At 54.7% G+C, this 15,866-nt stretch carries 12 protein-coding genes and 1 pseudogene; 12 read left to right on the forward strand and 1 reads right to left on the reverse strand.

Annotation, left to right across the window (positions count from 1 at the left end):
• Positions 1-38 precede the first annotated feature (38 nt).
• From dnaJ to nhaR, 3 genes are all read left to right on the forward strand, one after another.
• Positions 39-1,184: a molecular chaperone DnaJ gene (gene dnaJ / locus ACLHV9_RS03470; protein ID WP_028016628.1), complete on the forward strand. Its 1,146-nt coding sequence runs from the start codon at positions 39-41 to the stop codon at positions 1,182-1,184.
• A gap of 172 nt (positions 1,185-1,356) precedes the next feature.
• Positions 1,357-2,532 (forward strand): Na+/H+ antiporter NhaA, encoded by a 1,176-nt coding sequence (nhaA, locus tag ACLHV9_RS03475; protein WP_028016629.1) that lies wholly within the window; start codon positions 1,357-1,359, stop codon positions 2,530-2,532.
• A gap of 58 nt (positions 2,533-2,590) precedes the next feature.
• Entirely contained in the window at positions 2,591-3,490 is a 900-nt protein-coding gene (nhaR, locus tag ACLHV9_RS03480; protein WP_028016630.1) for a transcriptional activator NhaR, read from the forward strand.
• 57 nt (positions 3,491-3,547) lie between these two features.
• Here the strand turns inward: nhaR and rpsT are convergent, their stop codons facing one another.
• Positions 3,548-3,811 carry a 30S ribosomal protein S20 gene (gene rpsT, locus ACLHV9_RS03485; protein WP_003856458.1) on the reverse strand — a complete coding sequence of 88 codons (264 nt, stop codon included), beginning with the start codon at positions 3,809-3,811 and terminating at the stop codon, positions 3,548-3,550.
• A 101-nt stretch (positions 3,812-3,912) separates the two neighbouring features.
• On the opposite strand from rpsT, the pseudogene ACLHV9_RS03490 reads away from it, so the two are divergent.
• From ACLHV9_RS03490 to carB, 9 genes and pseudogenes are all read left to right on the forward strand, one after another.
• Positions 3,913-4,131 (forward strand): annotated as a pseudogene (locus ACLHV9_RS03490) (DUF2575 domain-containing protein).
• Between the two features lie 7 nt (positions 4,132-4,138).
• A complete protein-coding gene (gene ribF / locus ACLHV9_RS03495) occupies positions 4,139-5,065 on the forward strand; it encodes a bifunctional riboflavin kinase/FAD synthetase (RefSeq protein ID WP_028016631.1) in 927 nt (308 codons plus the stop codon).
• A 45-nt stretch (positions 5,066-5,110) separates the two neighbouring features.
• On the forward strand, positions 5,111-7,927 hold the full coding sequence (gene ileS, locus ACLHV9_RS03500) for an isoleucine--tRNA ligase (RefSeq protein ID WP_108089545.1): 2,817 nt from the start codon (positions 5,111-5,113) through the stop codon (positions 7,925-7,927).
• Entirely contained in the window at positions 7,927-8,427 is a 501-nt protein-coding gene (gene lspA, locus ACLHV9_RS03505; RefSeq protein ID WP_028016633.1) for a signal peptidase II, read from the forward strand. The genes ileS and lspA overlap by 1 nt, the downstream gene beginning before the upstream one ends.
• Before the next feature lie 52 nt (positions 8,428-8,479).
• Positions 8,480-8,929 carry an FKBP-type peptidyl-prolyl cis-trans isomerase gene (gene fkpB, locus ACLHV9_RS03510; RefSeq protein WP_013095528.1) on the forward strand — a complete coding sequence of 150 codons (450 nt, stop codon included), beginning with the start codon at positions 8,480-8,482 and terminating at the stop codon, positions 8,927-8,929.
• 1 nt (position 8,930) lies between these two features.
• Positions 8,931-9,881 (forward strand): 4-hydroxy-3-methylbut-2-enyl diphosphate reductase, encoded by a 951-nt coding sequence (gene ispH / locus ACLHV9_RS03515; protein ID WP_014882496.1) that lies wholly within the window; start codon positions 8,931-8,933, stop codon positions 9,879-9,881.
• 205 nt (positions 9,882-10,086) lie between these two features.
• Positions 10,087-10,908 (forward strand): 4-hydroxy-tetrahydrodipicolinate reductase, encoded by an 822-nt coding sequence (gene dapB, locus ACLHV9_RS03520; RefSeq protein ID WP_108089546.1) that lies wholly within the window; start codon positions 10,087-10,089, stop codon positions 10,906-10,908.
• 454 nt (positions 10,909-11,362) lie between these two features.
• On the forward strand, positions 11,363-12,511 hold the full coding sequence (carA, locus tag ACLHV9_RS03525; RefSeq protein WP_028016644.1) for a glutamine-hydrolyzing carbamoyl-phosphate synthase small subunit: 1,149 nt from the start codon (positions 11,363-11,365) through the stop codon (positions 12,509-12,511).
• An 18-nt stretch (positions 12,512-12,529) separates the two neighbouring features.
• Positions 12,530-15,754 (forward strand): carbamoyl-phosphate synthase large subunit, encoded by a 3,225-nt coding sequence (gene carB / locus ACLHV9_RS03530; RefSeq protein ID WP_028016645.1) that lies wholly within the window; start codon positions 12,530-12,532, stop codon positions 15,752-15,754.
• The last annotated feature ends 112 nt before the right edge of the window (positions 15,755-15,866 follow it).

The following is a 15,866-nucleotide window of genomic DNA, read 5'->3' on the forward strand; positions in this document are numbered from 1 at the left end:
ACGCCCGTGCTCGCATGTTAAGGGGCTTAAAAAAAACAATGGCAAAGCAAGACTATTACGAGATTTTAGGCGTTCCGAAAACTGCGGAAGAGCGTGAAATCAAAAAGGCATATAAGCGCCTGGCCATGAAATTCCACCCGGACCGTAACCAGGGTGACAAAGAGGCTGAAGCCAAATTTAAAGAGATCAAAGAAGCCTACGAAGTCCTGACCGATGCACAAAAACGTGCAGCCTATGACCAGTATGGTCACGCAGCCTTTGAACAGGGCGGCATGGGCGGCGGTGGATTCGGTGGCGGCGGCTTTGGCGGCGGTGCTGACTTCAGCGATATCTTTGGTGATGTATTCGGCGACATCTTCGGCGGTGGCCGTGGTCGTCAGCGCGCAACGCGCGGCGCGGACCTGCGCTACAACATGGAACTGACGCTGGAAGAGGCCGTTCGCGGTGTCACCAAAGAGATCCGTATCCCGACGCTGGAAGAGTGTGACGTTTGCCACGGAAGTGGCGCAAAAGCGGGGACCCAACCGCAGACCTGTCCAACCTGTCACGGTTCAGGCCAGGTACAGATGCGTCAGGGCTTCTTCGCGGTACAGCAGGCCTGTCCTCACTGTCACGGTCGCGGTACGCTGATTAAAGATCCGTGCACCAAATGTCACGGCCACGGTCGCGTTGAGAAAACCAAGACCCTGTCCGTTAAAATTCCGGCTGGCGTCGATACGGGCGACCGCATTCGTCTGGCGGGTGAAGGTGAAGCTGGGGAACACGGCGCACCGGCAGGCGATCTGTATGTTCAGGTGCAGGTTAAACAGCACGCCATCTTCGAGCGTGAAGGTAACAACCTGTATTGCGAAGTGCCGATCAACTTCGCGATGGCGGCACTCGGTGGTGAAATCGAAGTCCCGACGCTGGATGGTCGCGTCAATCTGAAGATCCCAGGTGAAACCCAGACCGGTAAGCTGTTCCGCATGCGCGGGAAAGGCGTTAAATCCGTTCGTGGTGGTGCTCAGGGCGACCTGCTGTGCCGCGTCGTCGTGGAAACGCCGGTTGGCCTGAACGACAAGCAGAAGCAGCTGCTGAAAGAGCTTCAGGAGAGCTTTGGCGGCCCGACGGGTGAGAAGAACAGCCCGCGTTCCAAAAGTTTCTTCGATGGCGTCAAAAAATTCTTCGATGATTTGACCCGCTAATTCGTTAGCTGGCCTTAATCTGCAAAAGCCTGGAAGCAATTCCGGGCTTTTTCTTTTTGTAATGATAGTTCGGTAAAACTGAATCTATACTCAATATTAATCTGTTTTTGCCGAGCTATATGGCTTGGTATTATGGTTTTATCGAGGTATTGTTGTAAAAGAGAGAATTAAAGTGAAATTACTACACCGTTTCTTTAGCAGTGAAGCGTCCGGTGGCGTGATCCTGATTATTGCCGCTGCGGCTGCGATGGTGCTGGCTAACCTGGGGGTTACCCGCGATCTATACCACGCATTTCTGGAAACGCCCGTCGAGCTGAAGGTCGGGGCGCTGGAAATTAACAAGAACATGTTGCTGTGGATCAACGATGCACTGATGGCTGTGTTCTTCCTCCTGGTGGGGCTTGAAGTTAAACGCGAGCTGGTGCTGGGTTCACTTGCCAGCCGCCAGCGTGCAGCGTTTCCGGTGATTGCCGCCATCGGTGGGATGGTGGTTCCGGCGTTGCTCTTCCTGGCATTTACCTGGCAGGACCCCCTTGCGCGTCATGGCTGGGCGATCCCGGCGGCAACGGATATCGCGTTTGCGCTCGGGGTGCTGGCCTTGCTGGGAAGTCGTGTGCCGGTGGCACTGAAGATATTCCTGATGGCGCTGGCAATTATTGATGATTTGGGCGCTATTGTGATTATCGCGCTGTTCTATACCAGCGAGCTGTCGATCCTGTCGCTGAGCGTGGCGGCTGGGGCGATTGCAGTGCTGGCACTGCTGAACATTTTCAATGTGCGTCGCATCGGCATCTACATCCTCGTGGGGATGGTGCTGTGGACGGCAGTGCTGAAATCGGGCGTGCATGCCACGCTGGCAGGTGTGATCGTCGGTTTCTTCGTGCCGCTTAAGCCGCAGGACGGCAAGTCGCCTGCCAAACAGCTGGAACATGTGCTGCACCCGTGGGTAGCCTTTATGATCCTGCCACTGTTCGCATTTGCCAACGCGGGCGTTTCCCTGGGCGGTGTGACGCTTGACGGGCTGACGTCCGTGCTGCCTCTGGGCATTATTGCCGGGCTGTTTATCGGTAAGCCGCTGGGGATTAGCCTCTTCTGCTGGCTGGCGCTAAAGCTGAAGATGGCATCATTGCCACACGGCACCACGTTTAAGCAGATAATGGCCGTAGGTGTGCTGTGCGGAATCGGGTTTACGATGTCGATTTTTATCTCGACGCTGGCATTTGGTACGCATGCGCCGGAGCTTATCGTCTGGGCTAAACTGGGCATTCTTATCGGGTCATTGCTGGCCGCAGTGATCGGTTATACCTTGTTGAAGGTGAAGTTGTCCGGACAGGCCGTCCAGGCATAACGGAAAACCGGGAGGAGGGGAGCCTTCTCCCGACACACTATCAGGGAGCGAAAACGCAATGTCTCATTTGAATTACAACCATCTTTACTACTTCTGGCACGTCTACAAACAGGGCTCGGTCGTGGGGGCCGCAGAGGCGCTCTACCTGACACCACAAACCATCACCGGGCAAATCAAGGCGCTGGAAGAACGACTGCAGGGCAAGCTGTTCAAGCGTAAGGGCCGTGGGATTGAGCCCAGCGAACTGGGTGAGCTGGTGTTCCGTTACGCAGACAAAATGTTTACCCTGAGCCAGGAGATGCTGGATATCGTTAACTACCGCAAAGAGTCTAACCTGCTCTTTGATGTCGGTGTGGCCGATGCGCTGTCAAAACGGCTGGTGAGCGGCGTGCTGGATGCGGCTGTGGTTGAAGATGAGCAAATCCACCTGCGCTGCTTTGAATCTACTCACGAGATGCTGCTGGAGCAGTTAAGCCAGCATAAGCTGGACATGATTATCTCGGATTGCCCAATCGACTCTACCCAGCAGGAAGGGCTGTTCTCAGTGAAAATTGGCGAATGCGGCGTCAGCTTCTGGTGCATTAACCCGCCGCCGGAAAAACCGTTCCCCGCGTGCCTTGAAGAGCGCCGCCTGCTGGTGCCGGGAAGGCGCTCAATGCTCGGGCGCAAGCTGCTGAACTGGTTTAACTCGCAGGGGCTAAAGGTAGAAATCCTCGGTGAGTTCGATGATGCGGCTCTGATGAAAGCCTTTGGCGAAGCCCACAATGCGATCTTCGTTGCGCCGACGCTGTACGCGCACGATCTCTATTCGGACGACAAGATTACGGAGATAGGCAGAGTGGATAACGTGATGGAGGAGTATCACGCCATATTTGCCGAAAGGATGATTCAGCACCCGGCGGTACAGCGAATCTGTAACCGCGACTACTCTGCGCTGTTTACATCACCGGCAATCTGAAGGCATAAAAAAACCCGCGTTAAGCGGGTTCTTTAAACAAGCAACAACAAGTAGCGATTAAGCCAGTTTGTTGATCTGCGCGGTCAGGTTTGCTTTATGACGCGCTGCTTTGTTTTTGTGGATCAGACCTTTAGCAGCCTGACGATCCACGATTGGTTGCATTTCGTTAAATGCGTTCTGCGCTGCAGCTTTGTCGCCTGCTTCGATTGCTGCGTATACTTTCTTGATGAAAGTACGCATCATAGAGCGACGGCTTGCGTTGTGCTTACGAGCCTTTTCAGACTGAACGGCACGTTTCTTAGCTGATTTGATATTAGCCAAGTCCAACTCCCAAATATGATCTATGTGGACAATTCAAAGGCCGAGGAATATGCCCTCTTTGCCTTCTTTTGTCAATGGATTTGTGCAAATAAGCGCCGTTAATTAGCGACGCTACGTTACGTAGTGATGGCGCAGGATTCTACCAGCTTGTGTTCCCTGAATACAGCCTTTCGGCATAAAAATCGCAGTTCACGAGCAGATTTTTTCGCTGCGAAAGGTCAGCCTGATGAAATCATTACGGCTTTCTGTTTTGCGCGAACAATCGCCGGTTAACCTTAACCGCCGTACAAGGTATACTTTGGCGATTTTCACTGTTTTGAGCCAGACATGAAGCTGATACGCGGCATACATAATCTCAGCAGAGCACCGCACGGGTGCGTGCTGACCATTGGTAATTTCGACGGCGTGCATCGTGGTCATCAGGCGCTGTTGCAGGGATTGCGTAAAGAAGGGGAGGCCCGTGGCCTACCTGTCGTAGTGATGATTTTCGAACCGCAGCCGCTGGAGCTGTTTGCGGGCGATAAATCTCCCGCCCGTCTCACTCGCCTGCGCGAGAAGTTGCGCTACCTGGCAGAGTCCGGTGTGGACTACGTATTGTGTGTACGTTTCGATCGTCGCTTTGCCGCACTGACAGCACAAAGTTTCGTCAGTGACCTGCTGGTTGAGCGTCTTGGCGTGCAGTTTCTTGCTGTGGGGGATGATTTCCGCTTTGGCGCTGGTCGTCAGGGCGATTTCTTGCTATTACAGAAGGCTGGTCTGGAGTACGGTTTTGACGTCACGAGCGCGATGACCTTCTGTGAAGGTGGCATTCGCGTCAGCAGCACGGCGGTACGCCAGGCACTGGCAGATGATGAACTGGATACGGCAGAAACCCTGCTGGGACATCCGTTCACCATCTCAGGTCGCGTCGTTCATGGCGATGCGCTCGGCCGCACTATTGGTTTCCCGACGGCGAATATACCGCTGCGTCGTCAGGTTTCCCCGGTTAAAGGGGTCTATGCGGTGGAAGTGGCTGGACTGGGCGATAAGCCGTTTTACGGCGTCGCTAACATTGGCACGCGTCCAACTGTCGCGGGTGTGCGTCAACAGTTAGAAGTGCACCTGCTGGATGTTGTAATGGACCTTTATGGTCGCCATATAGATGTGATACTGCGTAAAAAAATACGCAACGAGCAGCGATTTGCTTCGCTGGATGAACTAAAAGCGCAGATTGCGCGAGATGAATTGACGGCCCGCGAGTTTTTTGGGCTTTGAACCCGGCTTAAATGCCTACGTGATAAATACGGAACCGAGAATCTGATGAGTGACTATAAATCAACCCTGAATTTGCCGGAAACAGGGTTCCCGATGCGCGGCGATCTCGCCAAGCGTGAACCGGGAATGCTGGCGCGTTGGACTGATGATGACCTGTACGGCATCATTCGTGCAGCCAAAAAAGGCAAAAAAACCTTCATTCTGCATGATGGCCCTCCATATGCGAATGGCAGCATTCATATTGGTCACTCTGTAAACAAGATTCTGAAAGACATTATCGTGAAGTCCAAAGGACTCGCGGGATATGACTCGCCTTACGTTCCGGGCTGGGACTGCCACGGTCTGCCAATCGAGCTGAAAGTTGAGCAAGAGTTTGGTAAGCCAGGTGAGAAGTTCACCGCCGCAGAGTTCCGCGCGAAATGCCGCGAATATGCAGCCACTCAGGTTGACGGTCAGCGTGCTGACTTTATCCGTCTGGGCGTGCTGGGCGACTGGTCACACCCATACCTGACCATGGACTTCAAAACTGAAGCCAACATCATCCGTGCGCTGGGCAAAATCATCGGTAACGGCCACCTGCACAAAGGCGCGAAGCCGGTGCACTGGTGCGTGGACTGCCGTTCTGCGCTGGCAGAAGCGGAAGTTGAGTATTACGACAAAACCTCTCCGTCTATCGACGTGGCGTTCCACGCGGTAGATCAGGATGCGGTGAAAGCTAAATTTGGCGTGTCGTCCGTTAACGGTCCGGTCTCTCTGGTTATCTGGACCACCACGCCGTGGACGCTGCCTGCCAACCGCGCGATCTCCCTGTCAGGTGAGTTCGAATACGCACTGGTGCAGATTGACGGTCAGGCGGTTATCCTGGCGAAAGACCTGGTTGAAAGCGTGCTGAAACGCGCGAATATCGCCAACTATACCGTGCTGGGTACCGTGAAAGGCGACGCGCTGGAGCTGATGCGCTTCAAACACCCGTTCCTGGACTTCGATGTTCCGGCGATCCTGGGCGACCACGTCACGCTGGACGCGGGTACCGGTGCGGTGCATACCGCCGGTGGTCACGGTCCTGACGACTACAACATCAGCCTGAAATACGGCCTGGAAATCGCCAACCCGGTTGGTCCGGACGGCTCATACCTGCCTGGCACCTACCCGGCGCTGGACGGTATCAACGTCTTTAAGGCGAACGACATCATCGTCGATATGCTGCGCACCAGCGGCGCACTGCTGCACGTTGAGAAAATGCAGCACAGCTATCCGTGTTGCTGGCGTCACAAGTCGCCGATCATCTTCCGTGCGACCCCGCAGTGGTTCGTCAGCATGGACCAGAAAGGCCTGCGCGAGCAGTCTCTGAAAGAGATCAAAGGCGTGCAGTGGATCCCTGACTGGGGCCAGGCGCGTATCGAATCCATGGTGGCGAACCGTCCTGACTGGTGTATCTCCCGTCAGCGTACCTGGGGCGTGCCAATGTCTCTGTTCGTGCATAAAGAGACGCAGGAACTGCACCCGAACACCCTGGAACTGATGGAAGAAGTGGCGAAGCGCGTCGAAGTTGACGGCATTCAGGCGTGGTGGGATCTCGATTCCCGCGACATCCTGAGCGCAGACGCTGATAGCTACGAAAAAGTACCAGATACTCTGGACGTGTGGTTCGACTCCGGGTCTACCCACTCCTCAGTCGTTGACGTACGCCCGGAATTTGCCGGTCACGCTGCCGACATGTATCTGGAAGGTTCTGACCAACACCGTGGCTGGTTCATGTCATCTCTGATGATCTCTACCGCTATGAAAGGCAAAGCCCCTTACCGCCAGGTACTGACCCACGGTTTCACCGTGGATGGTCAGGGCCGTAAGATGTCCAAGTCTATCGGTAACACCGTTTCTCCGCAGGACGTGATGAACAAACTGGGCGCGGATATCCTGCGTCTGTGGGTGGCTTCGACCGACTACACCGGCGAAATGGCGGTGTCTGATGAGATCCTGAAACGTGCTGCCGACAGCTATCGTCGTATCCGTAACACCGCGCGCTTCCTGCTGGCGAACCTGAACGGTTTTGATCCAGTGAAAGACATGGTGAAACCGGAAGAGATGGTGGTTCTGGATCGCTGGGCGGTAGGCTGTGCGAAAGCGGCACAGGAAGATATCCTGAAAGCCTATGAGTCTTACGACTTCCACGAAGTGGTGCAGCGCCTGATGCGCTTCTGCTCCATCGAGATGGGCTCGTTCTACCTCGACATCATCAAAGACCGCCAGTACACCGCGAAGGCGGACAGCGTGGCGCGTCGTAGCTGCCAGACCGCGCTGTTCCACATCGCAGAAGCGCTGGTGCGCTGGATGGCGCCGATCATGTCCTTCACCGCGGATGAAATCTGGGGCTACCTGCCAGGCAACCGTGAGAAGTATGTCTTCACGGGCGAGTGGTACGAAGGTCTGTTCGATCTCTCCAGCACCGAAGCGATGAATGACGCTTTCTGGGACGAGCTGCTGAAAGTGCGTGGCGAAGTGAACAAGGTTATCGAGCAGGCACGTGCGGATAAGAAAGTCGGTGGCTCTCTGGAAGCGACAGTGACTCTGTACGCAGAACCTGAGCTGGCGGCAAAACTGACGGCGCTGGGCGATGAATTGCGATTTGTCCTGTTGACCTCCGGTGCGAAAGTTGCAGATTATGCCGACGCTTCTGCTGATGCTCAGCAGAGCGAGCTGCTCAAAGGACTGAAAGTCGCGCTGAGCAAAGCCGAAGGTGAGAAATGCCCGCGCTGCTGGCATTACACCACTGATGTCGGCAAGGTGGCGGAACACGCAGATATCTGCGGACGCTGTGTAAGCAACGTCGCCGGAGACGGCGAAAAACGTAAGTTTGCCTGATGAGTAAAACTCTCTGTTCAACAGGACTGCGCTGGCTGTGGCTGGTTGTGGTGGTGCTGATTATTGATCTGGGCAGCAAGTTCCTGATCCTCCAGAATTTTGCTCTGGGGGAGACGGTTTCACTGTTCCCGTCGCTTAACCTGCACTATGCACGCAACTACGGTGCGGCGTTTAGTTTCCTTGCTGACAGCGGTGGCTGGCAGCGCTGGTTCTTTGCAGGTATCGCGATCGGTATCTGCGTGGTGCTGGCGGTGCTGATGTACCGTTCGAAGGCAACGCAAAAGCTGAATAACATTGCCTACGCACTGATCATTGGCGGCGCACTGGGCAACCTGTTTGACCGCCTGTGGCACGGCTTTGTGGTCGATATGATCGACTTCTACGTCGGCGACTGGCACTTCGCGACCTTTAACCTCGCCGATAGCGCAATTTGCATCGGTGCGGCGTTAATCGTGCTGGAAGGCTTCTTGCCTAACTCGGCCGCGAAAGAGCAGGCGTAACACACTCGCCCGGTGGTGTAGTGCCACCGGGCAAAACAAGCGAGCAATTTGCATGTCTAAATCCGTACAGAGCAACAGCGCGGTTCTCGTTCACTTCACGCTGAAACTGGATGATGGCTCTACCGCTGAATCCACCCGCAATAACGGCAAACCAGCCCTGTTTCGTCTTGGCGATACCTCGCTGTCTGAAGGTCTTGAACAACAGCTTCTTGGTCTGAAAGAGGGTGAGAAAAAGGCGTTTTCACTGGAGCCGGATGCCGCGTTTGGCGTGCCAAGCCCGGATCTGATCCAGTATTTCTCGCGCCGCGAGTTTATGGATGCGGGCGAGCCGGAAATCGGGGCGATTATGCTCTTTACCGCTATGGATGGCAGCGAAATGCCTGGCGTGATCCGCGAAATCAACGGCGACTCCATCACCGTTGACTTCAACCATCCACTTGCCGGGCGCACCGTCCATTTTGATATTGAAGTGCTGGAGATTGACCCAGTACTGGAGGCCTGAAATGCAGATCCTGTTGGCTAACCCGCGCGGCTTCTGCGCCGGTGTAGACCGCGCTATCAGCATTGTTGAAAACGCGCTGGAGATCTACGGCGCGCCGATTTATGTGCGTCACGAAGTAGTGCATAACCGCTATGTGGTCGACAGCCTGCGCGAGCGCGGTGCCATCTTTATCGAGCAGATTAGCGAAGTGCCGGATGGTGCGATCCTGATTTTCTCCGCGCATGGCGTTTCTCAGGCAGTGCGTAACGAAGCGAAAAGCCGCGATTTGACGGTGTTTGATGCCACCTGTCCTTTAGTGACAAAGGTGCATATGGAAGTGGCGCGTGCCAGCCGTCGTGGTGAAGAGTCGATTCTGATTGGCCACGCGGGTCATCCGGAAGTTGAAGGCACCATGGGCCAGTACAGCAACCCGGAAGGGGGCATGTATCTGGTTGAGTCACCGGAAGATGTCCTGACGCTGAATGTGAAAAACGAAGCCCGTCTGTCGTTTATGACCCAGACGACGCTCTCCGTGGACGATACCTCTGACGTGATTGATGCCCTGCGTCAGCGTTTCCCGAAAATCGTCGGGCCGCGTAAAGATGACATCTGCTACGCGACCACTAATCGTCAGGAAGCTGTGCGTGCACTGGCTGAACAGGCGGATGTGGTGCTGGTTGTTGGCTCGAAGAACTCCTCTAACTCCAACCGCCTGGCCGAGCTTGCGCAGCGTATGGGGAAAGCGGCATTCCTGATTGACGATGCAACGGACATTCAGGAAGCGTGGGTGAAAAATGCGGCCTGCGTCGGCGTTACCGCAGGCGCTTCCGCGCCGGATATTCTGGTGCAGAACGTGATTGTCCGTCTGCAGGAGTTGGGCGGTGGCGAAGCAGTTCCACTGGAAGGACGCGAAGAGAATATCGTCTTCGAAGTCCCGAAAGAACTGCGTATCGACGCCCGCGAAGTGGAATAGTCCTTTTTCTTATGAAAGGCCAGCACCTCCTGTGCCGGCCTTTTTTTTACCCGTTACTTTATCGTGACGACAAAATCATGTCTTTTACTGATATTTAAGTCGGTTTCACGTTAAATTCTAATTATTGGTGTTTTCAGTTGGCAGCCTCCGTGAAGGCTGGTTAATCTGAAAACGGTTTACATCATTTTAACGTAAGAGAATAACTATGCATGATGCACAGATCCGTGTCGCGATTGCGGGCGCGGGTGGACGTATGGGCCGCCAACTGATTCAGGCGGCACTACAGATGGATGGCGTGGCGCTGGGTGCGGCCCTGGAGCGTGAAGGTTCCTCACTTCTTGGTGCCGACGCAGGTGAGCTGGCGGGTGCAGGAAAGACGGGCGTTACCGTTCAGAGTAGCCTTGACGCGGTTAAAGATGACTTCGATGTATTCATCGACTTTACCCGCCCGGAAGGAACGCTGACGCATCTGGCGTTTTGCCGCCAGCACGGCAAGGGAATGGTCATCGGTACTACCGGTTTTGACGACGCAGGTAAGCAGGCTATTCAGGATGCATCAAAAGAAATTGCGATTGTCTTTGCTGCGAACTTTAGTGTGGGCGTAAACGTCATGCTCAAGCTGCTGGAGAAAGCGGCGAAGGTGATGGGTAACTATACCGACATTGAGATTGTTGAAGCGCACCACCGTTACAAAGTTGATGCGCCATCAGGTACGGCGCTGGCAATGGGCGAAGCGATTGCTCATGCACTTGATAAAGATTTAAAAGACTGCGCGGTCTATACCCGCGAAGGTTACACCGGCGAACGCGTGCCGGGTACCATTGGCTTCGCAACCGTGCGAGCGGGTGACATCGTCGGCGAACATACCGCGATGTTCGCCGATATTGGCGAGCGTGTTGAAATTACGCATAAAGCCTCCAGCCGTATGACATTTGCAAACGGTGCCGTACGTTCTGCTTTGTGGTTAAAAGACAAAGGAAATGGTCTTTTTGATATGCGAGATGTGCTGGATCTTAACAATTTGTAAGGTTTATTACCCATCGTGATGTGGTTATTGCAGTCGTAATTACTTGATTGCATAGGGCAATAATTTATTGCCCTTTTATTTTTCTTATTTCGAGCTTTATTTGCGATTTTGCTTTCAAAAGTAAGCTTATCATCCTATTTTTTCGTTGCTGAAATGTAAATTTTGACCATCTGGTCTACTTTTTATTGCTCTCTTGCCAGATTTCTCATTAAACTTGTCGCGCAAGCGTTTTCCGTGGTGATTTACCTGATCTTTTTGTCGGTTAAGCGGCATTCGGTACGCCAGGCTTGCAAAAGAACAAACAAAATATCCGTTTTAAGTTGACTTTTACCCACCAAATCTCCAGAATGCCGCCGTTTGCCAAAAATCCGCTGGCAACACATTTGCATTGATTCATGACATGGTTATGAATTAATATGCAAATAAAGTGAGTGAATATTCTCTGGAGGGTGTTTTGATTAAGTCAGCGCTATTGGTTCTGGAAGACGGAACCCAGTTTATCGGTCGGGCCATAGGGGCAACAGGTTCGGCGGTTGGGGAAGTCGTTTTCAATACTTCAATGACCGGTTATCAAGAAATCCTCACTGATCCTTCCTATTCTCGCCAAATCGTTACTCTTACTTATCCTCATATTGGCAATGTCGGCACCAATGCGGCTGATGAAGAATCCTCTCAGGTACATGCGCAAGGTCTGGTCATTCGCGACCTGCCGCTGATTGCCAGCAACTTCCGCAACACCGAAGACCTCTCTTCTTACCTGAAGCGCCATAACATTGTGGCGATTGCCGATATTGATACCCGTAAGTTAACGCGTCTGCTGCGCGAGAAAGGTGCACAAAACGGCTGCATCATTGCAGGTGATAACCTGGATGCGGCCCTGGCGCTGGAAAAAGCGAAAGCCTTCCCGGGCCTGAACGGCATGGACCTGGCGAAAGAGGTGACTACCGCTGAAGCCTACAACTGGACGCAGGGCAGCTGGACGCTGGAAGGCGACCTGCCAGAAGCGAAAAAAGAGAGCGAGCTGCCATTCCACGTGGTGGCCTACGATTTCGGTGCCAAGCGCAATATCCTGCGCATGCTGGTTGACCGCGGTTGCCGTCTGACCGTTGTGCCTGCACAAACCTCTGCGGAAGAAGTCCTGAAGATGAACCCGGACGGTATCTTCCTCTCTAACGGTCCGGGTGACCCGGCTCCGTGCGATTACGCTATCAACGCCATTAAATCTTTCCTGGAAACCGATATCCCGGTCTTCGGCATCTGTCTCGGCCATCAGCTGCTGGCGCTGGCGAGCGGTGCGAACACCGTTAAGATGAAATTCGGTCACCACGGTGGTAACCACCCGGTGAAAGATATCGACAACAACACGGTGATGATCACCGCGCAGAACCACGGTTTTGCTGTCGATGAAGCCTCAATGCCGGCTAACCTGCGCGTGACGCATAAATCACTGTTCGATGGCACCCTGCAGGGTATCCACCGTACCGACAAGCCAGCGTTCAGCTTCCAGGGTCACCCTGAAGCCAGCCCGGGCCCGCACGATGCCGCACCGCTGTTCGATCACTTCATCGAACTTATCGAGCAATACCGTAAGACCGCTAAATAATCAGGAGCTGAGAAGACAATGCCAAAACGTACAGACATAAAAAGCATCCTGATCCTTGGCGCTGGCCCGATTGTTATCGGCCAGGCCTGTGAATTTGACTACTCCGGTGCGCAGGCGTGTAAAGCTCTGCGTGAAGAGGGCTACCGCGTCATTCTGGTGAACTCTAACCCGGCAACCATCATGACCGACCCGGAAATGGCTGATGCAACCTACATCGAGCCAATTCACTGGGAAGTAGTGCGCAAGATCATCGAAAAAGAGCGCCCGGATGCGGTACTGCCAACGATGGGCGGCCAGACGGCGCTGAACTGTGCGCTGGAGCTGGAGCGTCAGGGCGTGCTTGCCGAATTCGGCGTAACCATGATTGGTGCGACCGCCGACGCGATTGATAAAGCAGAAGACCGTCGTCGCTTCGACGTGGCGATGAAGAAAATCGGCCTCGACACCGCCCGTTCCGGTATCGCACACAATATGGAAGAAGCGCTGGCCGTGGCGGCTGACGTGGGTTATCCATGTATCATCCGTCCTTCCTTTACCATGGGCGGCACCGGCGGCGGTATCGCTTACAACCGTGAAGAGTTCGAAGAGATTTGCGAACGCGGTCTGGATCTTTCCCCAACCAAAGAGCTGCTGATTGACGAATCGCTGATTGGCTGGAAAGAGTACGAGATGGAAGTGGTGCGTGATAAAAACGACAACTGCATCATCGTCTGTTCCATTGAAAACTTTGATGCGATGGGGATCCACACCGGTGACTCCATCACCGTGGCGCCTGCCCAGACCCTGACCGACAAAGAGTATCAAATCATGCGTAACGCCTCGATGGCGGTACTGCGTGAAATCGGCGTGGAAACCGGCGGTTCTAACGTACAGTTCTCGGTGAACCCGAAAACCGGACGCCTGATTGTTATCGAAATGAACCCGCGTGTATCCCGTTCCTCGGCGCTGGCCTCTAAAGCCACCGGCTTCCCGATTGCCAAAGTAGCAGCGAAACTGGCGGTGGGTTACACCCTCGACGAGCTGATGAACGACATCACCGGCGGCCGCACCCCTGCGTCCTTCGAACCGTCTATCGACTACGTTGTGACGAAAATTCCTCGCTTCAACTTCGAGAAATTCGCTGGCGCGAACGACCGTCTGACTACCCAGATGAAATCTGTCGGCGAAGTGATGGCAATTGGCCGCACCCAGCAGGAATCCCTGCAGAAAGCACTGCGTGGCCTGGAAGTAGGCGCGACCGGCTTTGACCCGAAAGTGAGCCTGGACGACCCGGAAGCACTGACAAAAATTCGCCGCGAGCTGAAAGACGCGGGCGCAGAGCGTATCTGGTATATCGCCGATGCCTTCCGCGCAGGCCTGTCTGTGGACGGCGTCTTCAACCTGACCAACATTGACCGCTGGTTCCTGGTGCAGATTGAAGAGCTGGTGCGTCTGGAAGAGAAAGTGGCGGATCTGGGCATCAACGGTCTGGACGCTGACTTCCTGCGCGTGCTGAAGCGTAAAGGCTTCGCCGATGCGCGTCTGGCTAAGCTGGCAGGCGTGCGCGAAGCGGAAATCCGCAAGCTGCGTGACCAGTTCAACCTGCACCCTGTCTACAAGCGTGTGGACACCTGTGCGGCAGAATTCTCGACCGATACCGCGTACATGTACTCCACGTATGAAGATGAGTGCGAAGCGAACCCGTCAGTCGACCGCGACAAAATTATGGTACTGGGCGGTGGTCCAAACCGTATCGGCCAGGGCATTGAGTTCGATTACTGCTGCGTTCACGCCTCTCTGGCGCTGCGTGAAGACGGTTACGAAACCATTATGGTTAACTGTAACCCGGAAACCGTATCCACTGACTACGACACCTCTGACCGTCTGTACTTTGAGCCGGTAACACTGGAAGACGTGCTGGAAATCGTGCGTATCGAGAAGCCAAAAGGCGTTATCGTGCAGTACGGCGGCCAGACCCCGCTGAAGCTGGCGCGCGCGCTGGAAGCGGCTGGCGTACCGGTTATCGGTACCAGCCCGGATGCGATTGACCGTGCAGAAGACCGTGAGCGTTTCCAGCAGGCGGTTGACCGTCTGAAACTGAAACAGCCGGCAAACGCCACCGTAACTGCGATTGAACAGGCCGTTGAGAAGGCGAAAGAGATTGGCTACCCACTGGTGGTGCGTCCTTCTTACGTACTGGGCGGCCGGGCGATGGAAATCGTTTATGACGAAGCAGACCTGCGTCGCTACTTCCAGACTGCGGTAAGCGTCTCTAACGATGCGCCAGTGCTGCTCGACCGCTTCCTGGACGATGCAGTAGAAGTGGACGTTGACGCTATCTGTGACGGCGAAATGGTGCTGATTGGCGGCATCATGGAGCACATCGAGCAGGCGGGCGTTCACTCCGGTGACTCCGCCTGTTCTCTGCCAGCGTACACCCTGAGCCAGGAAATTCAGGACGTAATGCGCCAGCAGGTGCAGAAGCTGGCCTTCGAGCTGCAGGTTCGCGGTCTGATGAACGTCCAGTTCGCCGTTAAAGACAACGAAGTGTACCTGATTGAAGTGAACCCGCGTGCGGCACGTACCGTACCGTTCGTCTCCAAAGCGACCGGTGTTCCACTGGCGAAAGTGGCGGCGCGCGTGATGGCAGGCCAGACGCTGGCTCAGCAGGGCGTAACTAAAGAGATCATCCCACCGTACTACTCGGTGAAGGAAGTGGTACTGCCGTTCAACAAATTCCCGGGCGTTGACCCACTGTTAGGGCCAGAAATGCGCTCCACCGGGGAAGTGATGGGCGTAGGCCGCACCTTCGCAGAAGCCTTTGCGAAGGCGCAGCTGGGCAGCAGCTCCACCATGAGAAAATCAGGCCGTGCGCTGCTCTCTGTTCGCGAAGGCGATAAAGAGCGCGTGGTTGACCTGGCTGCCAAGCTGCTGAAACAGGGCTTCGAGCTGGATGCGACCCACGGTACGGCGATTGTGCTGGGTGAAGCAGGTATCAATCCACGTCTGGTGAACAAGGTGCATGAAGGCCGTCCGCACATTCAGGACCGTATCAAGAATGGCGAATACACCTACATCATCAACACCACGGCGGGCCGTCAGGCGATTGAAGACTCCAAGCTGATTCGCCGCAGCGCGCTGCAGTACAAAGTGCACTACGACACCACCCTGAACGGCGGTTTCGCAACAGCCATGGCGCTGAACGCGGATGCCACCGAGAAGGTGATTTCGGTGCAGGAAATGCACGCGCAGATTAACAAGTAAGTAAAAATGCCCGGCAGCACTCTGTTGCCGGGCATTATCCCCACCTTCAGAACCTTCTGGTTTTCCATCCACATTCAGTCAGTTAGCCTAAAATGGTTAGGTCGATAACGAA

Origin of the sequence: Enterobacter sp. CPE_E890 (genome assembly GCF_046521475.1) — a bacterium.
GTDB lineage: Bacteria > Pseudomonadota > Gammaproteobacteria > Enterobacterales > Enterobacteriaceae > Enterobacter > Enterobacter adelaidei.